Here is a 26,407-nt window from a genome sequence, read left to right as displayed (position 1 = left end):
CCTTTTATTGTTTCCATTTAGGATTGTCGATTACTTGCGGTTCATTATCTATTTCGACGACTAACTTCCGGTAACCTTTCGTTTCGATGGTGCCATAATCATGTCCTGCATCAGCTCGAAACGCAAAAAATGTGATCAGTGGTTGATCACCGGTGTTAATACTTCTATGGGCATAACGGGGAGGAACATAGACAGCTTGTCCGGGTATAAACTTTTCAATTTGCCAATCTCCTTCAGGATTTTCCATCAACATATAGCCCTCTCCTGAGATACAGTAATAGACTTCTCCCGTTTCAAGTACTGTATGAAAATGTCCTTTTGTCATGTAATACTCATTTCCAACTTTTCCGGGGCTCACAATACTGGAACCAAATTGAATATCTCCATCTGTTTTGGGAATATCAAGATCATAATATTCATAGACTTGGGGATCATTTTCATTCTTAATGTCTTCTTCAAGTGCCTCTACATCATAAAACATGTTCTTCATATCTGATAAATTACGTTTGACAGATTCCTTTTCGTTTGAAAGTCCAGTCATCTGATCAAAATTAATTGTAAATGATTTTGCTGTTAGGGCCATGTTATCATCATCCTTCTCTTTATTATTTTACTTATCTCATTTGATTAGATAAGTTCTCAATTGCATCAAACGTACTTCCGGTAATCTCTACGTCAAATACTTCTGCAACTACTTGTGTCCAACCATGGATGAAATAAATCCAGCCATCTTCTACATGTAAGTTTTTATGGTCTTTTTGTGCTAATGCTTGATGCATAAAGTCTAGTTCTCCACGATAATTTAATTCCCATACTAAGCTATCTTTAGGAAATTTCGCATCATTAGTCAATGGCGAACCAGGACGATCTTTTCCAAGTCCTGTAGCATTGATGACTAGCGAATATGGTTGTAGGCTTTCCAGCAATGCATCATTCTGTTCTGTTTCAGGAGTTAAATGATATTCAACTTGTGCATCTGGATTGACTTCATTAATAATACGTTCAATTTCTAATAATCTTTTTTCACTTCGGTTTGCCACTATAATTCTAGATGGAATGTTTTCACCGTTCTTTAAATCCAATAAATAAGCTGAAATAGCTATAGCACTGCCTCCTGCACCGATGATAAATACTTCCCCTTGATGTTTATTCCAATAGGCAGCTGGCAAAAAACTTTCCATCGCCAAACCGCTAGATATTGGATCTTTCGCATGGCCATGCAACTGTCCGTCTTTCTTCGAAATAGAAGATAATTCACCGAACATCTTAGCGAATGGATCAAGATAATCAAACAAGTCTTTAGCAGCATCATATAAATCAATTTTATGCGTTGTTACAAGTGCCCCCATTGAAAGCGGATCGTTTTTTATGAAATTTACTACCGTTCGATAATCTTCAGGATCTGCATGGATTTCCATATCAATCCCTTTTAGTACTGCATTCTCTAAACCTAACTCCTTGGCCCACTCAGGAAAAAGTTTCATAATAGAAGATTTTGTAGTAGTCACACCAATAAAGTACATCGTTGGTACAGTTGCTTTTTCAAGTGATCTTATATCCATGTCAACACTTCCTCTTAATTATTTACTAAAGGCTTTTGCCGGATTAGTATGCATCATCTTGTGGATTTGCACCTTAGTGATGCCTGCCTTCTCTAGAATAGGCAAGAACTTTCCTTGCAAATGTTCTAAACCGATCGATCCTCCATAGCTCTTCATTCTTTTTCGTGTAGTATCAAGACCTAACAACAGTTGATCCTCATAACCATTATTGATGAGTTTAGATATCAACGAGACTTCCTCTTCATCGGAATGGTACTTAAATCTTCCGATCGTATCGAGTTCTAGATACACTCCTGTACTAGCTACATAGAGAAGGTAATCTGCATTGTCCATTTTACGATCCAAATGACATACGATTAATTTCTCTTCTTTTATACCAAGATCTGTGTACAATTTAATTTGTTCCAACGCATTGTAACCTAATTCAGTATGAGTCATTATAGACGTATTGGTTTCATAAGCCGCCCTAGCCGCTGCTTTGAATAGAGGAAAATATGAACCAGCAGTCCCTTCAAGTCCTGCTGCTGTTTTAATAAGTCCAGCTTTGGCATTTAGTTGCTGACGTGGCCAATTTTCTTCTCCATCGCAGTACATTCCATTTTCCAATTCATCAATGAATAGCTTAGCTAACTCCGTTTCAGTACTTTCTCTAATCCAATGACCTTCTTTGTAAAAGCCATGTTTATGGAAACCTGTAGAAGCTAGTATGTTGATACCCGTTTCTTCAGATAGCTTCTGAAGCCAGTCGGCATTTCTTCCACTGCCGACTGGCTGTGCATCCACAATGGTATTGCCGCCAAGCTCTTTAAAACGCAATACTTCTTCCTTTGTTTTATCAAAATCATCTAAAAGTAAAGCAGGGTCAAGTTTTTCAGGTTGACCTTTTTTTATAAATAAATGTTCATGACTGTGGCAAATCCCCATATCTGATAAAAGAATCTCACCATTCACAGTGACGAGTCGCTTAACATCAGTAGATTTACTCATATTTATTCATTACCTTGTAGCATCGTAATAAGATTTTCTGTCGATACGATAGCCATTCTTTCAACCGCTTCATTAGTAAAGGCACCAATATGGGGAGTAAGTATGAAGTTAGGCAATGAAACCAAAGAATCTCCTTGTTCAGGTGGTTCCTGAGAATAAACATCTTGTGCTGCTACGGCAATTTCCCCATTTTGAAGAGCAGAAAGGAGGGCTTTTTCGTCTACCAATTCTCCCCTGGCTGTATTAATCAAAATAGCAGTTTCTTTCATTTGGCTAAGTGTCTTTGCATTCATGATGTGTTTAGTATCATCTGTTACAGGTAAGTGTAGAGACACAAAGTCTGCGTCGGCTAACAAGTCATCTAAACTTTCAGAACGGCTAACACCAAACTCAATTAAAAATGAGTCGTCATTAAAATAAGGATCGTATATAGATACTTCCATCTGAAGGCCGCGACATCTTTTAGCTACTTCTTTCCCTATTTGACCGCCTCCAATGAGTGCAACTTTTTTGCCGGTCAATTCTGAGCCAATCGTTCGACCCCATCCAAAATTTTTAACGGCCTGTACGGATTGAGATAACTTTCTGGCGCTTTCAAACATTAGACCTACCGCTAGTTCCGCAACCGATATATTATTCGTACCCATCGCTTTACTAACTTGGATTCCAAGTTCGTCAGCTTTACCCAAATCAATATTATCTGTTCCAACACCATATTTTGATATTGCTTTTAACTGATCGCAATTAGTAAGTACGGAGGCAGGCAAGGGATCTACACCTACAATTACTCCAACAACCCCGCTTTTCCCATACTCGATTAGTTCATCTTCAGTTAATGTACGTCCCGTTTGATTTTCAATTACTTCATATCCTTTTTCTTGAAGCATCTTGATAGGTTTCTCTCTGAATTTCTGAAAGGATTTAGGTGTTATCAAAACTTTATTCATAAGTTCACCTCAGTTAGATTATCTTTTACAATACATTATAATGTTACGACATTCAAACATCCTTTAATTTCGAAGCGGCCGATTGATCAAGAAACACATGAACATTTGCGTGTAACTGCAGCATGGATGCTGGTACTTGCGTTGTGATGGGTCCTTCCAACACCTGTTGAATAATGTCTGCCTTGTCAATGCCCTTTGCGAAAAAGAGAAGTTTCTTTGCTTTCATGATTGTACCCATGCCCATAGTTATGGCAGTTTTAGGCACTTCATCAATCGAATCGAAATCCTTTACGTTTGCTTGTCTTGTAGTTTCCGACAATTGAACAATATGAGTTTCACTTGTTAAATAATCATCAGGTTCATTAAAACCTAAATGCCCATTCATACCCACACCAAGTAACTGGATGTCTAACGGAGCAGCTGATTGAACAATACGTTCATAGCGTTCAGCTTCTTCATAAGAATCATCTGCATCTCCTTGTGGTATATGGGTGGAGTCTTTAGGAATATCCACATGATCTAATAGCTTTGTATTCATGAAATAGGCAAAACTAGATGGATGACTTTCAGGCAGACCTATATATTCGTCTAAATTATAAGTCGTTACCCCTTTAAAGCTTATTTCACCTTTTTGGTATGCAGCTATCAAATTTTGATAAAGCCCTATAGGAGTACTTCCAGTGGCAAGCCCGACTTTAGGATTCTTTATATTTCTGATACTGCTAATGAATAGTTCGGCAGCCGCCTGATCCACTTCTTCTTCAGTGGGGTAAATATGATAGTTCATCTTATTCACTTCTCTCTTCCATATCAATCATCACTTTCATGACTTGATCTTTTTTCGTATCGATTATGGAATAAGCGTCAATATAGTTGTCAAAATCCACATGATTTGTAATCAGCTTTTCTAACTGAATTTCACCTTTTTCAATTAATTTAACTGCATCATCAAAATCAGATGATTGATACATAGCGCTGCCTAAGATCGTCAATTCATGATCTTGTACGAAGCCCATATTGATTTGAGGTAAGTCTGAAACAACGCCTACAATGACTACAGTGCTTCCTTTACGGGCAACATCAATGGCTTGTGCAACAGTGTATGATGAACCTACACACTCGAAAATCACATCTGCTTTCCGATCGCCAAAATTACGAAGTATGCCTTCCGAAAGTTCTTCTTCAGAACTATTGATTGTTTTCAAACCACATTTTTCAGCTATATCAATACGAGATTTACTTAATTCAGAAACTACTACAGAACTTGCTCCGAATGCTTTAGCAGTTTGTGCAACTAAATTTCCGATTGGTCCTCCACCGATCACTAATACATTTTTGTTTTTAATTGCAGATACTCTCTGCACTGCATGTATAGCAACCGCCAGAGGTTCTACCATTGCACCTTCATCCCATGTTATTGAATCAGGCAGCATTGTTACTTTATTTTCATTGACGACAAAGAATTCGCTTGCCATACCTGTAGTTTGGAAACCCATGACCTTCAGATCTTCACATACATGATACATTCCATTCTGACAAGGGAAACACTTTCCGCACACTTCTTGGGGTTGGACAGTCACTCTGTCACCCTTCGAAAAATTAGATACTTCGTTTCCGACTTCAATTACTTCTCCTGAAACTTCATGTCCCTGAACTACTGGAAAAGAGGTATAAGGATGTTTCCCATGATTCACATGTATATCCGAACCACAAACACCAATTTTCTTTATTTTAATCTTAATATCTTTGTTTCCTACATCCGGCACACTTACCTGGTTGTAAATTATTTTCCCTGGTCCTGTCATAAGAGCTTGCTTCATTTCCATGAAATCCACCACCTATTACTTAATATTTAACAATAACTTTTTTGAAGGTTTTTCCGTCTAGGTAATCTTGGAACGCTGTAAGGATATCTTCAAAACTATAGAAATCCGAGATGAAATCCCGCAATTTTAATTTCCCTTCCAAAACCCAATCCATGATTTGTTCATGACATTCGCCTTCTTCTTCTTTGTAGGGCATTTGCTGAAAGTTCAACTTCCAATTATATGGTGCATCATCCCAATTCAACAGCATACTATTTACTTTAGGTACACCATAGCAAAGTATCTCGCCTCTGTCTTTCAGTAAGCCAATTGCTTCATTCATGATTTTTTCAGAACCAACTGCATCCAGTACGAATTTCACACCTGATGGATGTTGTTTGAAAACCTGTTCCTTAATGTCTGTTGTCGAACTATTGATCACCGAACTTGCTCCGAACTCTTCCATCAAAGCTTGCTTCTTTTCACTTCTTACAATAGATGTAATCTCTTTAACACCAAGCAAATTTAGTAACTTAACAAATGTCATAGCCACAGGACCACTGCCGTAGACGATAATTGCGTCTGTGGGTTGGATGTTAAAATATTTAATGGAACTAAGCACTTCACGTAAGGTGACTAACACAGGAGCTTCATATTTATCCACAAAATCAGGAAGCTTTTTCTGAGCAAAAGCTGCTTCAGGTATTTCATTTCTGTCATATGCTGCTATATCATCCACTATTCCGTATTCGCTAAAGGATCCCCATCCTGAATTCAGTAATTGACCTTGACAATCTATAGGGGGGGTAAAAGGCAAGATTACGATATCACCCTTTTGAAAGCTCGTCACATCTTCACCAATTTCTACTACTTCCCCTACCCCTTCATGTCCAAGCATTAAAGGATAATGTTCTTCCTCAAAACCTTTAAACGTTCTATTAACTATCGTCGCATCCGTTCCACAAATCCCACAACAAATTGTTTTAATCAATGCCTGCTTACTAGTAATTTCAGGTTTTTCTATTTCTATTACATCCAATTTTCCGTTAGTGGAAACGATAAGTGTTTTCAAATTAACACTCCTTTCATACGGTTACTTAAATCGTACGTTCACGTTTGCTTGTTACGATCTGTAATAAAACTGCTGCAATAATAATAGCACCTTTAATAATATCTTGTGGATATGAAGGTACTGCCATCAAGTTCATGATGTTCCCAATCAATCCTAGAATCAAAGCACCTGCTACAGTATTTAAGACGAAACCTCGACCTCCCATTAGGCTGGCTCCCCCAATTACAACTGCTGCAATTGCATCTAATTCTTGTCCCATACCGACCGTCGCACTTCCAGTAGATGAACGTGCTGCGACAAATGCCCCTGCCAAGGCAGCTAATGCTCCTGACAATGCATAAGTGGACATAATATATCGTTTTGTTCTTACACCTGCTAACTGGACAGCAGTTTCATTACTACCGATTGCAATAACTTTTCGTCCATATCCTGTATAACGCTGTACTAACGTAAATACGACAATAAGAAGTACAGTTATCAAGATAATAGGATACATAAAATCTTTGCTAACCAGTACATCGATCGTACCTGATTGAATTTTAACAGGTCTGCCCTCAGTGATAACAAAGGCGACACCCCTGGCAATCGTCATAGTTGCCAATGTTGCAACGAATCCTTGTATACCTGTATAGGCTACCAGTATCCCAGAAAATAGTCCAAAGACTAAACCGATCAATACAGCTACTCCAATTGAAAGTGAAAAGTGCATGCCAATATCTGTGATCAAAAGAGCAGAGACCGTTGCACCCACCGCCATGATGGAACCAACTGATAAATCAATGCCACCTGCCAAGATTACATACAGAAGTCCAATAGCTACCAGGATCGGACCGGCTTGTTGAAGTGCGATATTGCGTAAATTCATAGTTGTTAAAAATGAATCAGAAAGGAATGCACTTACAACAATTAATAATAACAAAATGATAAATGTATTATTATTTATGATGAATTCCTTTACATTGATTCTCTTTTTAAAATCTGCCATTTATTAAACCCCCATAGCTAACTTAATCATGTTATTTTCACTCATCTGATCCTTTGGTAGTTCACCTGCTATTTCACCCTCGCGCATCACGATAACTCGATCACAAGTTCCGATGATTTCAGCCATTTCAGATGAAATAATAATGATTCCAACACCTTGCTCAGATAATTTATTGATGATTTTATAGATTTCTGTTTTGGCTCCAACATCTACCCCACGTGTAGGTTCATCCAAAATAATCACTTTTGTATCTATAGCTAACCATTTAGCTAGAGCTACTTTCTGTTGATTCCCACCACTCAGGCTATCTACATTGTCTTCTGTAGAACCATATTTCGTTGCAATCTGAGCCAATAATTCAACAACTTGCTTTTTCTCTTTTTGATGATTAATCACGCCATCTGTTTGCTGAAAAACTAAAGATGTATTTATTCTAATAGACTGCTGTAAAAGCAAGCCTTGTTTTTTTCGATCTTCTGGTAAAAGTCCTATTCCTAATTTTATTGCTTGTTTTGGACTTTTAATATTTACTTCTTCATTGAAATAAGTTATTTTTCCACTTGTTTTTCGGTCTATCCCGAATATTGCACGCATCGTTTCTGTACGACCTGAACCTACCAGACCACTGAAACCTAAAACTTCTCCTTTACGTAATGTAAATGAGACATCCTTAACTAAATCAGCAGTGCTAAGATTTTCTACTTTAAGTATTTCTTCACCAAATTCACTATCTCTTTCGGGAAACAACTGGCTAATTTCTCTTCCGACCATCAAAGTAACTAATTCTTCTTTTGTCATACATGAAGTTTCAACTGTATCAACATATTTCCCATCTTTTAAAACAGTAATCTTATCACTAATTGCAAATAATTCTTCTAAACGATGTGAAATATAGACAATCGTTACGCCGCTCTTTTTGAGTCGCATAATTAGTTCCAATAGCTTCTCAGTTTCTGAATGTGTTAGAACAGCAGTCGGCTCATCAAAAACAAGGACTTTCGAATCTTTTGCAAGACACTTACAAATTTCTACGATTTGTTGGTAGGCTACGCTCAGCTCTCCTACCTTTTTGTCTGGACTAATATGACCGAATCCTATTTTTTCCAGCTGTTCTTTTGCTCTTCTTTTCAAATCTTTCCAATTTATCATTAAACCAGAATTACTTAACTTGTCGATAAATATATTTTCAGCCACAGTTAGATCAGGAGCCAACATAAATTCCTGGTAAATAACTGAAACGCCCATGTCAATCATTGATCTTGGAGAGAAAACTGTCGCTTCTTTTCCGTCTATTATAATTGTTCCTTCATCCTTCGTGTAAGCACCTGCCAGAATCTTCATCAGTGTAGATTTCCCTGCACCATTTTCACCTATTAAAGCATGAATTTCACCTTCCACAACATTTAAGTGAACATTTTCAAGCGCCTTAACGCCTCCAAAGTGTTTAGATATATGATTCATTTCTACAATATAATTAGAGGGCACAGTTATAGTTCTCCTTTCTTCCGCTTAAAACATCTGAAGAAGAAATCCTCCTAGTAAAATCAGGAGGATTTCTTATAAAGATTTTCAAATACGGTTCATCCGGATTAATTAGAATCCGAATTCATAATATTCATCAACATTGTCCTTCGTAACCGCTGCCGGTTCTGTCATAGTAATTTCATCATAGCTTTCAGGATCTTTACCATCCACTAAGATTTCTTTACCAATTTTAATACCAAGTTCCGCTACTTTGTAAGGACTGTTTTCACCTGTTGCAAAATATTTACCTTCTTTAATCAGGTCATATGCTTCGACAGCACCATCAGCCGCTGCAACAATATCAACATTATCTTTGTTGGCATTTTTAAGCGCTGTCATTGCACCGAATAACATCTGATCATTCTCACCTAATACAGTTGTAATATTTGAATTCGCCGTAATCAAGTCTTCAGCAGCTTTCAAACCGTCTTCTTCTGTCCAGCTTCCCCAGCCTTGTCCTACAACTGAAAATTTAGCTTCTTCATTTTTCGCTTTACCTTTTGAAGCCAATTGGGAATCTAACTCTTCAGACAATTCCCAAGCTTCTTCTTCTGATACGCCTAGCTTCCCTTCAAGAATCCCTGCGAATAAACCTGTACGTCGCTCAGTACCCGCAACATTTCCTTTTGCTCCACTTAATACGATCGAAACGATTTCTTCATCGCCCATTTTTTCTGCATATGCAAGACCGACTAAGCGCCCGTTCTGCTTGTTATCTGAGTAAACAGTTGTAATATCTTTTGCTTCTTCACCAACACCACTGTCTAAGTTGATCACACCGATACCTGCTTCTGCTGCTTTGTTGATACTAGGAATGACAGCATCTGGTTCTACTGCATCAAGGTATATTAAATCTACACCTTGTGAAATAAAAGTCTCCATATTTTCTGCCTCTTTACTCGTATCGCCGCCAGCATCTAGAACAGTAACCTTCCAACCTTCTGCCTCGCCATATTCTTTAACAGCATCTACTAGTGAAACAAAGTACGGAGAGTCCTGCGTCTTAATCGCAAAACCTACTTTAAATTCCTTTCCTTTGTCAGCTGAAGAATCTGCGCTTCCATCTGAGTCTTTCGAATCACTGCAACCTGCTGCAACTAGCATCATTACCAATAGAGTTAAAAATAGAAATAATTTTCCCTTTTTCATTGTCTATTCCCCCTTGAAATGTGTTGATTACATAATTGTAATGTCATTACAATACAATGTAGTAATACAATTCAACTATACAACTTCCTGACAGCGTTTTCAATAACTATTTTCATAATTCAGTTGTCATTTTAAATTTTATTTTCTAAATTATATAATTGTAAATCCGCCATCTATCACTAGCTCACTGCCTGTAACGAATGATGCTGAATCAGAGAGCAGATAGATTACCGCTCCTGCTAACTCTTCCGGTTTTCCAAGACGTTTCATAGGCGTTGATTCAGCCCATTGATCACGCCAGTCTTCTCTGACAAAAGACGTCAACTCAGTAAAGATATAGCCAGGGCTAATGCAATTCACCCGAATATCATATGGTGCCCATTCATAAGCTATTGATTTCGTAAGATGAACTACCGCCGCTTTAGAAGTATTATAAGATGCTTGCAGTTGCGGATAATTAACGATAGTTCCAGACATAGATGCAGTGTTCACTATAGCGCCTTTTATATTATTTTCAATTAAATACTTACCGAATTGTTGGGCCACATAATATACTCCATTTAGATTTACATCGATTACTTTATTCCATTCTTCAGGCGTTGTCTCAATAACGGGTTTCTGAATGACAATACCTGCATTATTAAATAATAAATCAATCTTCCCCATATGTTCGACTGCCAGTTTCAAACATTTTCCAACAGCCTCATAATCCGTAACATCTACTTCAAAAGAGGTGGTGCGACAATTATGCTCTTTCGCAATCTCATCTGCTGTTTCAGCTGCTGCTTTGCCGTTCAAATCAAAAATCACAATATCTGCTCCGACTGCAGCGACTCGATGAGCAACTGCTTTTCCAATTCCTCTCGCACCACCTGTAACTAAGATCGTTTTATTTTGGAGAGAAAATAACTCTTCTAGCATTCCCATGATTATTTGTACCTCCTATTTTTTCACTTAAGATAGTTTTGTTATAGTAACTTTCTCGTACAGTTTAGACACGTCTTCCCTATTAATTTGACCTGTTGATTCAGTCAAAGTATTTGCAGCAGAGACAGCAATCGAATAGCGCAGTAGAATTTCATCTGTGTAATCTTTTGATAATCCCACTGCCAGCGCTCCAACCATAGAATCACCCGATCCAACTGTATTAACCGTGTTAATCTTTGGCGGCTCACCTTTCCAAACACCATTCCCAGTAATCAGCAACGCTCCCTCAGCACCTAAGGAAACAACCACTTTTTTTACACCTAGCGTTATATATTCCTCGCAAAAAGAAATAATTTCTTCTATACTTGCGTTTTTAATTTGGATCATCTGTTCTATTTCTTGACGATTAGGTTTAATTAATGTGGGAGCTGCCAAAATTCCCTTCGCAAATAAGTTTCCACTTGTATCCAAAATCACTTGTTTATTTTGTTCTTTAACAATAGAAATTAAATGATAATAGATGTCTTCCGGCATGCCTTTCATCGCACTGCCTGAAAGTGTCACAATATCTGCCAGACAAATTAAATCAGTAACCTTATTTAGAAATTCCGTTACAAGATCTGGATCAATTCTTTCTCCCGCTTCAAGTATTTCTGTTGAATTTCTTGAAGAATCTACAATATTGATGCAAGTTCTTGATTCGAGGGGAACTTTGAAAAAATCATAGGTTAAACCTTCTGCGTCGAGCATCTCACAAATTAAGTTCCCTGTATGACCTCCTACGATTCCGGTTGCTGTCACAGTAGATTCAAGTTCATTCACTACACGAGCTACATTTAAGCCTTTACCTCCTGCAGTCGGTATGACCTTCTCCACTCGGTTTACCTCTCCATTTACTAAGGAAGGAACTTTATAATATTTATCTAGCGCTACATTTAAAGTGATTGTCAAAATCATTTATATTCACCTTTATTTCTCACTATCAATTAGTATTTTTCCTTTAACCGTTCCAGGGGTTTTATACATTTTAAATGCCTCTGCTATTTCACTTAACGGTACAATTTTATATACTAAAGAGTCATCAATCTGAATATCCCCGGATTCAATATATTGAGAGGCTTTCTTCCATTCCTCTCCTGGAAAATCTTCGCTGTAAGACATCCATGAACCGGTTAAACTGAATTCTTTTCGATTAATATTTTCCCATTCATCTATACTGAATGTCAGTTCCCGAGTCGGAGTTCCGATTAAGCAGACCTTGCCCTTTTTCTTAACTAATTCGAATGTCAGTTTAATCGTCACTGTATTGCCTGCTGTTTCATAGACATAGTCAAAATGTTTTTCTGTTAATAAATCCAAAAAGTTTTCTTGAGATGAATTTATACATTCATCCGCACCAAAACGCTTGGCCAGTTCCAATCGTTCCTCACTGATATCGAACACGGTAATATGTCTAGCTCCTAAAATCTTCAACCATTGCAAAGCAAAGAATCCGATATTTCCTGCTCCTAAAATAGCAACCGAGCTGCCTGCTTGGAAATCCAAACGATTAATACCATGAAGGGCAACGGTAATCGGCTCAAAGAAAGCACCTTTTTTATAAGATATTGAAGAATCGAAACGAATGCCGTTCTCTTCAGGAATTACAATATATTCCGCGAAACTACCAGAGCGTCTTGAACCAATAAAACTATATGTTTCACATAAAGCATAATCCCCGTTTTTACATTGCTCACATTCCATACAAGGTATTAAAGGAGCACCTGCGACTCGATCTCCTACTTGTAGACTCTCTACCTTTTCTCCGATTTCTACTACTTCACCAGAGAACTCATGACCCAATATAATGGGATAATTATGCGCAGCATTCCCATTTACGCGCGGGATATCCGAACCACAAATACCTGTATATTTCACTTTCACCAAGACATCTTTCGGTCCCGGTGCAGGCAACTCAACTTCTTCATATACCAAGTTTTCTCTAGCATGCAGAACACCTGCTTTCATGAAAAAACCTCCCTCTTATGATTACATCTCTCATGCTGATCTACAAACTGCTAACTTCATGTTGACGTTGACACATCACTTGCATTGCAAAAAGAAACCCCTATGAATAATTGGATCGTCTAACAGCCAGATTGATGTGCCAACACACGAATCAAACGAACATTTCCTTATTCATCAACTCGGATAGTTTTAAATAGGTTTGCAAAGACGTTTCATATTTTTTCTTACTTTCGAAGTTTGGAACATGCGTACGCTGAATATTCACCGTCTGGTTAACAGCTTGCTCAAAGTCTTGATAAGCACCTATTCCTACACCCGCCAATAATGCAGCACCTAATGTTGTAGCTGTGTCTGAGCTCGGCACTTTAATTTGACAGCCCGTTACATCCGAATACATTTGAATCCACAACTCGCTATTTGCAGCTCCACCCATCGCATGTATGTCTAATTCTGCTATATCTACACCCGCTTCTTTCGCCGCCAGTAGATTATGATAAACAGAAAACACGACGCCTTCTAAAACAGCTCGAATCATATGTTTCTTTGTGTCCTTAAAACTTAATCCATAGAAAAGTCCTTTAGCATTCGTATTCCAAATCGGGCTTCTTTCTCCCGCCAAATACGGAAGAAACACGACGCCTTCTGATCCTTCTGGAACTTGACTTGCCAGTTGGGTCAATTCATCAAAACTTTGGTCACTCCCGAACTCTTGTTTAAACCATCTTAAGGCTCCGCTTCCACCGACAGTACCGCCTTGCAATAACCATCTGCCTGGCACGACATGCGGTGAAAAAATTAATTTCGGATGTGCAACTGGCTTTTCTAAACAAATACTCACCCCACCTGCCTGACCACCTTGGAGTTGGGTTTCATAGTTATTAATCACACCGGCGCCGAGCGTACCACAAGCTGCATCAAGCCCACCTGCAACCACAGGAGTTCCTTCTTTTAAACCTGTTACCGCTGCTGCCTCTTTCGTAACATGCCCAATCACTTCGTGGCTTTGAAAGTTAGGCGGAATTTTATCCAAAGGAATGCTAAGTTTCTCTGCCATTTCTTCATCATATTGAAAAGTATAGGGATTATAGAAATGTAGTCCATAGCTCTGACTGCGATCCGAGTAGATTGTGTCCGTCAGTTTCAATCCAATATAACTGGAGCACTGTAAAAATTTATACGTTTTTTCAAACAACTCAGGCATATGTTCTTTAAACCACATCAGTTTAGGTGTGGTATAGGAAGGTGAGAAAGAGTTACCCGACAAATCAAAAATATTCTTTTCACCGATTGCTTTAGAGACAGTTTCACTCAACTCAGTCGCTCGTGTGTCAAGCCAGATTGGCGTGTTATGAAGACAATTACCATCCCGATCTATAGGTATTGCCGACCACCCTTGCCCCGCAATTCCAATACCTGCGACTTGTTCCTTATCAACCTGTTCATCTTCTAAACAATTTAAAATAGATTGACAAACCTGTGCCCACCATTCCTCAGGGTTTTGTTCCACCCAGCCAGGAGCAGGATAATAGGTAGGATAATGTTCTGAACTCTGAGATACAACTTCACCATCCAGCGTAAACAACGCCACCTTACATGATGAAGTGCCTACATCTATTCCTAATAGTAATTTTTTCATAGGATACCTCTTAAATATTCATAGTACTTGCTCTGTTAATACTTCCACACATCTCCATCTTCTCAATCGCGACTTGCTTAACAATAGATCGTGCATGTCCTGTAAATTTCTTCGGGTCAACAAAATCTTTTTCTATTGTGAAATATTCTTTCACTGCCTCTGTAAAGGCAATTCGCAATTCAGTAGCATAATTAATTTTGCTGATTCCATGTTCAACACATTGTTTTATATCGTGTTCTGAAAGACCTGAGGCACCATGCAATACAAGCGGCACGTCTACAGTATTTCGGAGTTCAGCAAGTAATTCCAAGTCTAAATTCGGCTCGCCTGCATACACACCATGAACTGTTCCTATCGCCACAGCCAGTGAAGTAGTGCCTGTCTTTTCGACAAATTCTTTTGCTTCATTCGGTTTTGTATAACCTGCAGCACCATATTCTTGATCTCCTACTTTACCACCGACATTACCCAGTTCTGCCTCTATAGACACTCCAATCGGCTTACAAACATCTACAACATTTTTTGTTTCTTTCATATTATCTTCAAACGATTGCTTAGATGCATCAATCATTACAGATGTATAACCAGAGCGAATAGCTTGTATTGCTAAGTCTCTGCTATCTCCATGATCCAAATGCAAAGCAACTGGTACGTCAGCATGTTTGAGTGCCGCTTGAACCATTGCATAATAATAATCCATATGAGCATATTTCACAGTATTTGCTGAAGTTTGTATGATTACTGGGGAACCCGTCTCCTCAGCCGCACTAACAACTGCTTGTACCATCTCCATATTCTCTACGTTAAAAGCACAAACCGCATAATTATTTTTCCTAGCATGCTGTAAAATGAAATCTCCTGTAACCAATGGCATGATCAATCTACCCCTTTCAATTGTTGTTCAAAAACTCTTCTGAGTGCAAAATAGAATTCGTCGAATTGCTTTTTAGCCTGATCATATATCTGGTAGTTCTGCTTGTTGCTCTGCTGAGAATCACTAATCGTAATGAATTGATCTACTATATCAAAATTTTCATATAATCCTATGCCTACGCCACCGATTATGGCAGCACCCATTGAGCCAGCTTCATCTAATAAACTCGGAACGTTCATTTTAACGTTGAAAGCATCCGCCATAATTTGCCGCCAGACTTCACTCTTAGCACCACCTCCGATAACAGTCATTTCTTCTATCGATATATGACTCTTTAAGATATCCAAAATAATTGCCAAGTTATATGTAACTCCTTCAAGAACGCTTCTCAGCATATCACCTCTTGTTGTTTCTGATGTGATACCAATATAGGAACCTTTTGAAACAGAATCCCATCTAGGAGCCCGTTCTCCAAGTAAGTAGGGTAAAAATAGCAATCCATTAGAGCCAGCAGGCGTCTCTTCTATTTGTTTATTAATATATTCGTATATAGATCCCCCTGTATTTTTAGCTTCATTCTTCTCTGAAACACAAATCGTCTCTTTCATCCAATTAAATGCCCCTCCAGCATACTGCATTGTGCCATTGGGAGCATAAAGTCCAGGAATCGCATGTGCCCATGTAACCGTTCGCATTTCCGGATCAAAAATCGGCTTTTTCGACGTAGTCGTAATCCATGCGGACGTACCAAGTGAACAATACGTTTTTCCTTCACTCACTGAACCAGCACCTATACTTGCTGTAACACCGTCCCCTGCACCGATGACTATAGCTGTTCCCGCAGCAAGTCCAGTTGCTTTTGCTGCTTCCTCCGTTACACCGCCCGCCACAAAAGTTGAAGGTTTTAACTCCGGTAATTTATTATGGTCTATACCGCTGATGTCTAATATACGCTCTGACCATTCCAATTTCTCTAAATCAAAACATCCCATACTATTTCCGTCAGAGTAGTCTGTATAGAAGGAGCCTGTTAATTTAAAAACAATATAGTCCTTCGCATTTAGCGTTTTATACGTCTTTGCATAAACATCAGGTTCATTGTCACGAAGCCACATAAGCTTTTGAATGCCGTAGGAAGCCGTATTTCTATGACCGACAATTTTATAAAATTCTTCTTGCGATATATGTTTTTCCAAGTCTTTCACTTGTTTTTGTGCTCGCTGGTCTGCCCAGATAATAGAGTCCCGTAGAGGTACACCATTTTCATCCACGCACAAACATCCCATCATCTGTCCGCTAAAGCTAACCACTTTGATGTCGCTAGGAGAAATATTCAGTTGATCAATTAATTGTTTGGTTGAAATACATACGGCATTCCACCAATCTTTAGGGTTCTGTTCTGCCCATTTCTCATTAAAGTAATGTGTTTCATATGCTGATATACTACTTCCAGCCATTTCACCTGAAACGGAAAACAATGTCGCTTTATTGCCAGATGTTCCAAGATCATGAGCTAAAATATATTCTGCCACTTCTTTCTACCCCCATTTCAAATTTAAATTATGTAGCTGTGATAACAATCTCAAATCTGTTTTTATCCCCACGATACCTTGCCAAAGAGTATTCAATTGGCTCTTCCTGCGAGTTATAACCAACCGAGATGAACTGCAGAATCACCTTTTCCTTCGTTAGGTCCAAATTTCCAATGTCATACTTTGTAGCTTGTACAGCTTCAATTAAACGTCTGATCTTACATATCTGGGTTTCTTTCGTCGTGCTGAGCACAGGATAAAGGGAGTCTTTTACAAAGTCCCTATCCAACACAAATTTGCACTTTTCATAAGGCAAATACGTTTTAACCATTACAATAGGTTCATTATCAGCAAACCTCCTTCGGTGAATGTATATTACTTTTTCTCCAACTTTCAGATTGAGCTGTGGAGCTATGTGCTCAGGAACTTCAATCACTTCAAAATCTAATACTTCAGTACTTGGTGTCATTCCCAAATCAATGATTTGATCATTGAAAGATCCTAAAGCTTGGATAAAGCTTTGAGAGATTTTAGGTGTTTTAACAAATGTACCTTTACTTTTCACTCGGTACAGCCAACCTTCTTGCACTAACTCTGTAATAGCCTGTCTAACAGTAGTTCTACTAATATCATATATTTCACTTAATTCTTTTTCAGTAGGTATGGCGTCACCTACTTCGTATGTGCCATCTTTAATTTGCTTTAATACCAATTCCTTCAATTGAAAGTAAAGTGGAATTGGAACCGATTTATCGAGCTTTATCATCTTGCAGCTACACCTCACCTTTAGAATTAATCATTCTTCTGCTTGATTAAAATAACTTTTACAATTATTATAAACATTAAGTTATAATATCGCAATATCATAACATAGGTACTTAAAAATTTATTTATGGAGGTAATCAAATGAAATACGGTGTTTATTTTGCTTACTGGGAACAATCTTGGGAGACTGATTTTTCAAAGTACATCCAGAAGGCTAGCGAGCTAGGTTTTGACATATTAGAAGTTGCAGCTCTCGGTTTAATAAACTTAACCGACGAAGAATTAAAACGCTTACATGAATTATCGGTCAAGCACAACATTATTCTGACAGCAGGTATAGGGTTACCAAAGGAATATGATGTTTCTTCAGATGTTAGTACCACAAGACAAAAAGGAATAGACTTCATGAAACATGTTCTAGATTGTATGCATAAAGCTGGAATCGACCGCATTGGCGGAACAGTTTATTCTTATTGGCCTGTAGACTACAATACTAAGATGAACAAAGAATCAATGCGAAGACATAGTATTGACAGCATCCAAATTCTTGCTGATTATGCTCAAAAATATAATATAACCTTATTAATTGAAACACTCAACAGATTTGAACAAATTTTATTAAACGATGCAAAAGAAGCTGTAGACTACGTAAATGAGATTAATCGTGAAAATGTGAAAGTGATGCTGGATACATTCCATATGAACATCGAAGAAGATAACATCGCAGACGCTATCCGCTATACAGGGAGCCATTTAGGACATCTGCATATCGGCGAAGCCAATCGGAAAGTTCCCGGAAAAGGATCATTACCGTGGGAAGAAATCGGTCTAGCACTAAATGAGATAAATTACAGCAAGTATGTAGTCATGGAGCCATTTGTAAAAATGGGCGGACAAGTAGGAGAAGATATAAAGATTTGGCGAGATCTCTCTAATAGTGCAACAGAGCAGCAGTTGGATGCAGAATTGAAGGATTCATTGCAGTTTATAAAGAATTTATTTGAGAATTGATAAAGGCTCTTTGCGAAAATATTTAGTGATACATTTAAATACTTAACTCAACTTTCGCACCAACAAAATAACGTGTAACAGTTGATAGTGTCAGCGTGATCGCTTATTTAATAGTTACCTTGACAGCTGGTATAAGAAATGAAAAAACACCTCATGCATTGGTATAGTGAAATTGACTAAGAAATCACTACCACAGAAGAGGTGTCCCTACTATGATAGTTCAAAACAGCCCACATAATCAACTGCCCAAAGAATTGGATTCTGTTTTTATTTTAGCTGAAAATTAATCAGTATTTGCGTGAAGCAGGCATTCGAAAATCTCTTGATTTCAGCTGTTCTTACTTATTCCAGCTCGTGTTCTGCTTAATTTTTCAACATGAAAATTGGTTTTCCCTTCTCCACTCAAAGAAAGCGGACAACCATCCAGCCAAGGATGCCGTGTATCGCTTTTTGAAGCAATCCACGTTCAATTAGCGCCGTTTCCCGCTCCTTTTAAGTACATTCACTATTCAAAAGGTGATTCGCCTTACAGATAAAGACTGGCCAAAAGTGTTGATCATTGATGGCTCTGCGTATGATCGAAACCGCAGTAAAAAAGACGAATTGTTAACACGCTGCTTTGATCACGCTTCCCTAAAAATGCGTTTTCACAAAGGATTTCGCATGTTAACTCTAGGTTGGTCGGATGACTAAACATTCCTGCCCACCGACTTTTCCCTGCTCAGTTCGAAAATATCCCAAATCAATGGCATCTCTTCGAAAATCGGCAGACGCACATGCGGATATAAGCGGCGGGAAAATGTGCTGCAGTCAGCCCCCCGAACAGATTCCTAAAATGATCAGACGTGCACTGGCGAACGGAGTAGACGCCAGTGCACGTCTTGATGGATTTTGCCTCCACTTGTCAAAGCTATTGTAGAGCAGGGGGATATCGAAATCTTCTTTAAGACGGCCAAATCCCTTTTGAAACTTGAGAAGGAATTTCAAAATCACTCTTATGACGCGCTAATCAGTCATACTACGATTGTTTTCGCGTGTTAAATCGTACTTGATGGCAAAACCGCTGCCATACTGACCAACGCACACTTGGCGGGCTTTTCTATGGGCTGTGCGATGAAGTAAACGTACTCAATTAGGCTGTCGCTTTCCAGCAGTTGATCGGGCTTCTTGAAGATGCGCTCAAGCAGACGAATACAAAAATCAAAAAGTTAATTCGAAGGCAACTGGAACAATGGATCACCGGTCTGCCTAGTTATATCAAGGCTTATTTGCCAATTTCAGTCTGCGAAAGTTGAGTTATATAGTTTACAAGAAAAAATAGCATTAAAGCTTCTCTCTCAGTTTACTAATCGTTGCATCATATATTACAGGTAAATCTTCAAAGTATAACTGTCAACCACAACCAAAAACCCGCAGCTGCAATTAGCTACGGGCGGGGTGCCGATGATTATTTTGTATAAGACAAAAGCGCGTACTTGCTAAAGTTCTTCATTGCATTCGTTGCTTCAGCCTTCTCTGCATATTCAAAAATCCGTACGTTTTGTTGTTCGAACAATGTGATAACCCACATTCTGTTCAGTCTCCTTTTTGGTTGTATTTAGATCTCCTTATTGGAAACCTTGACCAATTTCTTTGTTACTCTTATCATACTCCCTTTTGCGAGGAATGGAACTACCTTGTGAAGACTTTCACAATTCATTCAAACTCAAAACGCTTACATATTACGGCTTTGTGACAATGATTGTCTTTAGGTTTAAAGCTGTTTTTGTACCCACACTCTGTTATCCCACTACACACTGAATTCCAGCCATCAGAACATCTCTAAGCACTGTGCATATACTAAGGTGGAAAGCCTAATGAAAGGACTGAGTACGATGAATTACCAATCTCCTCATTTTATGAACAACAACTTTTATCCACCAACACATATACTCACTTATTACGGTATGTATCCCATAAGCCTTCCCGTGCCACCCATGTATACTCCAATTATCAATGAAAGCCCCAACTATTCACAATCTGCAACATATTATAGCTCCACTGACTATGGACCAGCTCCCTTCGCCATTAACATCGAGGAAGCCACAAAGCAAAACAACGCCTTTCGCACTGCTCTATGGACTGGAGAACATTTACAGCTAACTTTGATGAGCATTAATGTGGGCGATGACATTGGCCAGGAAATGCATCCTAATTTGGATCAATTCATTCGGATAGAAGATGGTAAAGGTTTGGTTCAAATGGGAGACATGAAAGATCGCTTAGACTTTCAGCGAACCGTTTCGGATGACTATATTTTTATCATACCTGCTGGCAAATGGCATAATCTTAAGAACACGGGGAACAAGCCTCTGAAGTTGTATTCCATTTATGCACCACCTCAACATCCATACGGTACGGTTCATGTAACGAAAGCTGATGCACAGGAAGCTGAAAAACAATATGAATAGTCAACAAAAAAAGACAAGGCGAATCTCCCCTAGGCGCCTTGTCTTTTTTCTTATTGGATTTGTTCTTGTTGTTCCGACAGTAAGCCCATCTTTTGTTTATGCATCACATGATTCTCTCCCCATTCATGCATAGCTTCAAGGATTGGACCAAGTGTTCTTCCGTAATCCGTCATAGAATATTCTACTTTTGGCGGCACTTGTGGATATACTACACGCTGAATGATGTCTTCATCCTCTAATTCACGAAGCTGTTTTGTCAGCATTTTTTGAGTAATACCCGGCATGCTGCGTTTTAGTTCACTAAATCGCTTCGTTCCTTCATGTAATAAATGAAGAAGAATAACCGGTTTCCATTTCCCTACTACAATCTCTAACGCTTCATCCACTTTACATTGAGACACTTCTACAGTCATAATGATTCCTCCATTAGTATCTTTTTATATACTATACCACTTTTAAGTGCGTACTTATAAACACCTTTGATACTGTCTATAATAACAGAGAAGCCAATTAAAATCATGGCTAAATTAGAAATTGGGGGTTTTATGATGACCAAATCATTTGCGGAAGCAGTAGAAAACCGTCGTTCAATCTACGCAATCAGTGAGGAATCACTAATTTCTGATGAAAGAATCGAAGAACTTGTCAGTCATGCAATAAAACATACACCATCTGCTTTTAATTCACAAACAGGCCGAGTTGTAGTACTTCTTGGTGAAAAAAGTAAGCGATTATGGCAGATTACAGAGGATACACTTCGTAAAATAGTACCTGCTGAAAACTTTGACTCAACAGCACAACGAATGGCAGCATTTGGCGGTGGCTATGGAACGATTCTGTTTTTTGAAGATATCGCTGTTATTGAATCGATGCAAAACCAGTTTGAAGCGTATAAAGAAAACTTTCCTGTTTGGTCTCTGCAATCTTCTGGTATGTTGCAATTCGTCATCTGGACAGCATTGGAAGCAGAAGGATTTGGCGCGAGTCTGCAACATTATAATCCATTGATCGATGAGGATGTTAAAAAGGAATGGGATCTCCCTTCTTCTTGGAAGCTTCTTGCGCAAATGCCTTTTGGGAGACCTTTAATGGCTGCGGGGGAGAAAGAGTTTCAGCCGGTGGAAGATCGGTTGAAAGTGATTAAATGAATTATAAAGGCGGATTTGTAATGTCCATTGACATCAACACTCCGCCTTTTTTCTTTCATTACTACATTTTTTAGCCTACTGTCCCTTTATTTTATAAACTTCCGAAAAAACACCCCACAAACCCGCATTCCTTCGTTCCCTTTTAAAATAAAGTCTTCCGACAAAACCCGATTTTCACCCTTTTCGGTTCACGTTTTGACCGTTTTTACGCTTTTTCCCCCATTTTGTTCATGTTTTTCTCGGTTTTTAATAAAGATTTCCGAACCCGTTTTTTCGCCAATTGTTGTGGCGGAGGGGTTTTCAGGCTTTTTTCACGCCTTTTACGCAATCTTTATTCTAAAATTGGGGCGGAGAAATCGGAAAAGCTTGTTTTAAATCGGACGTTTATTTTAGGGGGTTACATAGAAGCACTAAGGATTTAGGATTGTAGGAAAACTAAAAAGCTTTGGGTTTCAGATTATTGAAATTGGTGACAGTCATTCCTACAAATAGTATCTTTATTTTCTCTTATACTTTATCTAATTTATTTCAATGTGAATTTATTGAAATACTCACCCCAATAGTTTCCATCGTCCCAAAAAACCAACAGTCTTAAATTTATTTCGATTAGGAGATTTTTTATGTTTCTTGAAAAAATCGGCGAACAGTTATTCGAGGAAATCGAAAGTGCTTTATATGAAGAGCATCGTATAACTGTGGAGAATTGGGATGGGCAATTAATTGATCTTGACAATGAGGATTTTGAGGATATTGTACGTTCTGAGATTTTCAGTGACTATCTCAATATCCCCCTCAATATGTTGGAGGAATTGATTAATCGGCATTTCCCATTTTTAAAAGAAAAAGACATCGGTATTTCTCCATTTTCTGATTTCATCGTTTCCGAAGACGATGATAATAAAGAAGTTTTACTAAAAGTCTATGCGGATTTCCATCCTTCCGATAAAGAAATGCTAAGCGAAATCGAATTGAGGAAACTCAATAAGTTGTTGGAAAAGTTGACCCTGCTATACGAAAATCTCGACGTTGAGACAACCTTGTTTATTAACCATATTCCATTAGAGGATGTCCCAGATGGGTATTATGATGAAGATGATGCCAGCAATGATTTTGTTCAGATTGGATTTTAATTCAAATTGAATGCTTTCGATACCCAACAAAGAAGATAAAACAATTTAAAAAAGGCGTAGGAATACGTTTGTGGCTTTTCATTCAAGCCTGTTCCTACGTCCCTTATACATATTTTTATCGGAATACAATACTCCTGTCTAATTCGCCCCTTTTATCCCTCTTCATTGACACCATAATGGATATGCATGAGCCTTCCTAACCCACTCTCCACTTTTCTTCCATCCTTGGCCATTTCACCAAAGAACGTATCAATGGGAAGCTCAAACAATTGGTACGAATGTCCCTTTGGTAGCACCGCTATTTGTCTCTCAGCTTCCTCTTTCACTGAATAAACTCCAACTGGAAAGAAATTTGGAAATACGGCTTCCTTATCCACAGAAAAAATCACCCATACTGATTCCATTGGATGCTTTCCCCCTCTTTTCTACCCTTTCATTATCTTTTAAATTGAGTTGCTATAATGTCATCTAATTCTGATTTTCGGTTGAATCATTGATCTAACCTTACTATACAGTTGAATGTCTGCGGTATGTTCTATAGAAACCGAGACACAGTAGCTCTGTTCATAATTGATATCTGGAATCCATTTGTTTGAGTTTACTACTACTAAAGTTATTGGTGTGTCGGGTGCTTTTTTTGGTTCCCTTAAATATTCCTTTATCCCCTTTTGATGACAACCTTTCTTCCTAAGATCAGGACCAGGTAATAATTTTATTTCATATTTATCATCTATTGCATCTACTATTTGGTTTTCATCCGAAATATCAATTTCTGCATACTTATTTGTAATTAAGTCGGGGCTCAAAGTATGGTATAACTTAAATTGCATTTGATTACCCAAATAACTGTCTCCCCGAGTCATTCTTGTTATGGGATCAAAAGTAAGAGCAACAGAAATTCTTTTATTCCCTTTTGTTTCAAAAAACATATCTGGAAGTTCTAACGTATATATATGTACTTTATTTAATCCTAAAGACGTTTCGTCCAATAAAACCACACGATTGTCAAATGAAGCAACAGCCCGTTCATAACTTGGCAGACCATAACCCTGCATTTTAATACTGGATTTTGCAATTTCACTGTCCGATCCTTTTAATCCATTAATTTTACTCGAGTTAGTTGATTGTAGGAAGATATTCTTTATAAAGTTGGCGGACTTGTCTGGAAAATCATTCGCTATCTTCCCTATAATATTCGTTACAAGAGGGGCTGAGAAGCTCGTCCCTATATCGTAGGTAAATAACTTTTTAATTGGATTATTCGACAACAGCGGAAGTTTTCCACCATTGTTTTCTACAATTCTCCCGTAATTGTCTCTTAGAATAAGATTTCCACCATAATGCACAACCTCTGGTTTAATCATATTATTTATTCCGAACCCTACCCGAGTGAATGGGGACGGTTCATCCTCTTTTGCAATTGTTGTCCATATATCACTTAAGTGGACATCCATCGACTGCTCCTGCAGACGACCTTCAGATGCAATTGATCCAACTGTAATTGACAGTGCAGAGGTGGCAGGATTAATTATCCTGAACGAATTTTCAGTAACGAGATAGTTGGGGTAATTCTCTACTAATTCATCAATTGAATCAAAAACATCCCACGGAGAGGAATTTCCAGAAGACACAACAAATACAACATCTTTGTATACTAATGCCATTTCATCTAATAAGGCCGCTAAAGGAAATTGCCTATTATTTTTACTTTTAAGGAATTCTGTACTATCACCAATAGACAGATTCACAACTTTAATTTTATACATGTCATTTTCCAAAAAAGTCCTTATTGCATCGTATAATTGATTTTCCAATAGTTTTTCTTTGTCATAAACCGCACGAATATTTCCTGAAAAGTCTTCTTCTGCATACATAACCTTTGCCGAAAATAACCAGTTCGAGGGATCAAATTGTTTTTGATTTACTCTTTCCTTAATATCACCGTAAATTGCTAAACCACCAACTGCAGTACCGTGCCCCACTTTATCCTGAAGTTCTTTCTCCGATTCTTGAAAGTTCTCCTCATTTCCAACCGCCTTTTCCAACAAAGGATGATTTGATGTAATTCCCGAATCAATAACAAGTATACCCGTTGCATCATCGGAAGGAGCCTTAATGTCTAAGTCCCCCACGTCTATACCACTATACTCTGTTAATTTAAACGTAGGGATGAATGGTCTGTCTAACCTGGCGACTTCTTTCAGACCTACAATTTCCTTAGCTATTTCAAACGAGACCTTAATCCTAAATAAAGCAAATGATGTAGTAATAAGCTCATCGCAAATTCTAAATTCATCCCACTTTGGATAGGTAGTTTTCAGTTCCTCTATGAATTTCCTTAGCACCTTATCCTCTAATTTCCATAGTTCTAAATCTAAATAATCAACTTCCCCCTCTTCCATTGGGATTTTTGTAAGGTAAGGTCCTATCTTTTCCTCCACTGGGATATCTTCAACAGAGTCAATCGCATTAAAAAAGTCATATTTATTTCCCTCTTTAATACCCGAATACTGTTCCAATTTGTCCTTGAAGCTGGTGAAGTTTTCATCATTTGAAAATACAACCCAGTAACCTTGCCTATTTTCCGCTATGGATAGTACACTAATCCCACCCATAGCGTTAAGACTTTTTTCAAAGTTTTCAATACCAACGCTTTGATTTACGTTAATTCTATAAATAAGGTTAGGATTTATTTTGCCATTGAATTTTTCCTTTAATTCCTGATATGATTTTGTAATATTAATAGCCTTTGTATTCACGTCCGAGTAATAATCCGTTTTAATTCTTCCCTGTGGAAATGAATATCCACCGCCTCGATTTGTGTTTTTTCGTTTTTCAAGACTTTCTTTATACCGTGGTAAAGACAGATGTTCATACATTCGTTTTCCCCCTATAC

At 38.1% G+C, this 26,407-nt stretch carries 25 protein-coding genes and 1 pseudogene; 5 read left to right on the top strand and 21 right to left on the bottom strand.

Annotated features, from left to right (window positions below; genetic code table 11):
* Positions 1 to 4 precede the first annotated feature (4 nt).
* The 17 genes from GD002_RS07035 to GD002_RS06955 all read right to left on the bottom strand — a co-directional run bounded on the left by GD002_RS07035 (position 5) and on the right by GD002_RS06955 (position 17,773).
* Complete coding sequence (locus GD002_RS07035) at positions 5 to 583, bottom strand: glucose-6-phosphate isomerase family protein (RefSeq protein WP_153731640.1); 579 nt, start codon at positions 581 to 583, stop codon at positions 5 to 7.
* 31 nt (positions 584 to 614) lie between these two features.
* Entirely contained in the window at positions 615 to 1,562 is a 948-nt protein-coding gene (locus tag GD002_RS07030; protein WP_194841499.1) for a shikimate dehydrogenase family protein, read from the bottom strand.
* A gap of 18 nt (positions 1,563 to 1,580) precedes the next feature.
* Complete coding sequence (locus GD002_RS07025; RefSeq protein ID WP_153731639.1) at positions 1,581 to 2,549, bottom strand: phosphotriesterase family protein; 969 nt, start codon at positions 2,547 to 2,549, stop codon at positions 1,581 to 1,583.
* Positions 2,550 to 2,551: 2 nt separating this feature from the next.
* Positions 2,552 to 3,496 (bottom strand): phosphoglycerate dehydrogenase, encoded by a 945-nt coding sequence (locus tag GD002_RS07020; protein ID WP_153731638.1) that lies wholly within the window; start codon positions 3,494 to 3,496, stop codon positions 2,552 to 2,554.
* A 52-nt stretch (positions 3,497 to 3,548) separates the two neighbouring features.
* Complete coding sequence (nagB, locus tag GD002_RS07015) at positions 3,549 to 4,283, bottom strand: glucosamine-6-phosphate deaminase (protein WP_153731637.1); 735 nt, start codon at positions 4,281 to 4,283, stop codon at positions 3,549 to 3,551.
* 1 nt (position 4,284) lies between these two features.
* Positions 4,285 to 5,322, bottom strand: coding sequence for a zinc-dependent alcohol dehydrogenase (locus tag GD002_RS07010; protein WP_228548321.1), 1,038 nt, complete (start codon positions 5,320 to 5,322; stop codon positions 4,285 to 4,287).
* A gap of 19 nt (positions 5,323 to 5,341) precedes the next feature.
* Positions 5,342 to 6,373, bottom strand: coding sequence for a zinc-dependent alcohol dehydrogenase (locus GD002_RS07005; protein ID WP_153731636.1), 1,032 nt, complete (start codon positions 6,371 to 6,373; stop codon positions 5,342 to 5,344).
* A 25-nt stretch (positions 6,374 to 6,398) separates the two neighbouring features.
* Positions 6,399 to 7,358: an ABC transporter permease gene (locus tag GD002_RS07000; RefSeq protein WP_153731635.1), complete on the bottom strand. Its 960-nt coding sequence runs from the start codon at positions 7,356 to 7,358 to the stop codon at positions 6,399 to 6,401.
* 3 nt (positions 7,359 to 7,361) lie between these two features.
* On the bottom strand, positions 7,362 to 8,843 hold the full coding sequence (locus GD002_RS06995) for a sugar ABC transporter ATP-binding protein (RefSeq protein WP_194841498.1): 1,482 nt from the start codon (positions 8,841 to 8,843) through the stop codon (positions 7,362 to 7,364).
* Positions 8,844 to 8,951: 108 nt separating this feature from the next.
* Entirely contained in the window at positions 8,952 to 10,031 is a 1,080-nt protein-coding gene (locus tag GD002_RS06990; RefSeq protein WP_153731634.1) for a substrate-binding domain-containing protein, read from the bottom strand.
* 150 nt (positions 10,032 to 10,181) lie between these two features.
* Positions 10,182 to 10,958, bottom strand: a complete 777-nt coding sequence (locus GD002_RS06985) for a glucose 1-dehydrogenase (RefSeq protein ID WP_153731633.1) — start codon at positions 10,956 to 10,958, stop codon at positions 10,182 to 10,184.
* Between the two features lie 27 nt (positions 10,959 to 10,985).
* Positions 10,986 to 11,915 carry a 1-phosphofructokinase gene (gene pfkB / locus GD002_RS06980; protein WP_153731632.1) on the bottom strand — a complete coding sequence of 310 codons (930 nt, stop codon included), beginning with the start codon at positions 11,913 to 11,915 and terminating at the stop codon, positions 10,986 to 10,988.
* Positions 11,916 to 11,927: 12 nt separating this feature from the next.
* Complete coding sequence (locus GD002_RS06975; RefSeq protein ID WP_153731631.1) at positions 11,928 to 12,965, bottom strand: galactitol-1-phosphate 5-dehydrogenase; 1,038 nt, start codon at positions 12,963 to 12,965, stop codon at positions 11,928 to 11,930.
* Between the two features lie 151 nt (positions 12,966 to 13,116).
* Positions 13,117 to 14,601 (bottom strand): xylulokinase, encoded by a 1,485-nt coding sequence (locus tag GD002_RS06970; protein WP_153731630.1) that lies wholly within the window; start codon positions 14,599 to 14,601, stop codon positions 13,117 to 13,119.
* Positions 14,602 to 14,611: 10 nt separating this feature from the next.
* Positions 14,612 to 15,475: a class II fructose-bisphosphate aldolase gene (locus GD002_RS06965; RefSeq protein WP_153731629.1), complete on the bottom strand. Its 864-nt coding sequence runs from the start codon at positions 15,473 to 15,475 to the stop codon at positions 14,612 to 14,614.
* Between the two features lie 2 nt (positions 15,476 to 15,477).
* Positions 15,478 to 17,007: a xylulokinase gene (gene xylB, locus GD002_RS06960; protein WP_153731628.1), complete on the bottom strand. Its 1,530-nt coding sequence runs from the start codon at positions 17,005 to 17,007 to the stop codon at positions 15,478 to 15,480.
* A gap of 28 nt (positions 17,008 to 17,035) precedes the next feature.
* Positions 17,036 to 17,773, bottom strand: coding sequence for a GntR family transcriptional regulator (locus tag GD002_RS06955; protein WP_153731627.1), 738 nt, complete (start codon positions 17,771 to 17,773; stop codon positions 17,036 to 17,038).
* 140 nt (positions 17,774 to 17,913) lie between these two features.
* Here GD002_RS06955 and GD002_RS06950 point away from each other — a divergent pair, with 140 nt between their 5' ends.
* Both GD002_RS06950 and GD002_RS18270 read left to right on the top strand, forming a co-directional pair.
* Complete coding sequence (locus GD002_RS06950) at positions 17,914 to 18,783, top strand: D-psicose 3-epimerase (RefSeq protein WP_153731626.1); 870 nt, start codon at positions 17,914 to 17,916, stop codon at positions 18,781 to 18,783.
* Positions 18,784 to 18,995: 212 nt separating this feature from the next.
* A pseudogene (locus tag GD002_RS18270) lies at positions 18,996 to 20,078 on the top strand (transposase).
* Between the two features lie 152 nt (positions 20,079 to 20,230).
* On the opposite strand, the gene GD002_RS18035 reads toward GD002_RS18270, so the two are convergent.
* Entirely contained in the window at positions 20,231 to 20,353 is a 123-nt protein-coding gene (locus GD002_RS18035; RefSeq protein ID WP_255425136.1) for a hypothetical protein, read from the bottom strand.
* A gap of 286 nt (positions 20,354 to 20,639) precedes the next feature.
* Here GD002_RS18035 and GD002_RS06940 point away from each other — a divergent pair, with 286 nt between their 5' ends.
* Complete coding sequence (locus GD002_RS06940) at positions 20,640 to 21,233, top strand: cupin domain-containing protein (RefSeq protein ID WP_228548320.1); 594 nt, start codon at positions 20,640 to 20,642, stop codon at positions 21,231 to 21,233.
* 50 nt (positions 21,234 to 21,283) lie between these two features.
* Here the strand turns inward: GD002_RS06940 and GD002_RS06935 are convergent, their stop codons facing one another.
* Complete coding sequence (locus GD002_RS06935) at positions 21,284 to 21,646, bottom strand: winged helix-turn-helix transcriptional regulator (protein ID WP_153731625.1); 363 nt, start codon at positions 21,644 to 21,646, stop codon at positions 21,284 to 21,286.
* Between the two features lie 132 nt (positions 21,647 to 21,778).
* Here GD002_RS06935 and GD002_RS06930 point away from each other — a divergent pair, with 132 nt between their 5' ends.
* Both GD002_RS06930 and GD002_RS06925 read left to right on the top strand, forming a co-directional pair.
* Positions 21,779 to 22,381, top strand: coding sequence for a nitroreductase family protein (locus GD002_RS06930; protein WP_153731748.1), 603 nt, complete (start codon positions 21,779 to 21,781; stop codon positions 22,379 to 22,381).
* A 620-nt stretch (positions 22,382 to 23,001) separates the two neighbouring features.
* Positions 23,002 to 23,511 (top strand): hypothetical protein, encoded by a 510-nt coding sequence (locus GD002_RS06925; RefSeq protein ID WP_153731624.1) that lies wholly within the window; start codon positions 23,002 to 23,004, stop codon positions 23,509 to 23,511.
* A gap of 152 nt (positions 23,512 to 23,663) precedes the next feature.
* Here the strand turns inward: GD002_RS06925 and GD002_RS06920 are convergent, their stop codons facing one another.
* Both GD002_RS06920 and GD002_RS06915 read right to left on the bottom strand, forming a co-directional pair.
* Positions 23,664 to 23,915 carry a hypothetical protein gene (locus tag GD002_RS06920; protein WP_153731623.1) on the bottom strand — a complete coding sequence of 84 codons (252 nt, stop codon included), beginning with the start codon at positions 23,913 to 23,915 and terminating at the stop codon, positions 23,664 to 23,666.
* A gap of 60 nt (positions 23,916 to 23,975) precedes the next feature.
* Positions 23,976 to 26,390, bottom strand: coding sequence for a S8 family peptidase (locus GD002_RS06915; RefSeq protein WP_153731622.1), 2,415 nt, complete (start codon positions 26,388 to 26,390; stop codon positions 23,976 to 23,978).
* Between the last annotated feature and the right edge of the window lie 17 nt (positions 26,391 to 26,407).

The organism is Sporosarcina obsidiansis, assembly GCF_009651005.1.
GTDB classification, from domain to species: domain Bacteria; phylum Bacillota; class Bacilli; order Bacillales_A; family Planococcaceae; genus Sporosarcina; species Sporosarcina obsidiansis.
This window is presented reverse-complemented; position numbering and strand designations above follow the sequence as displayed.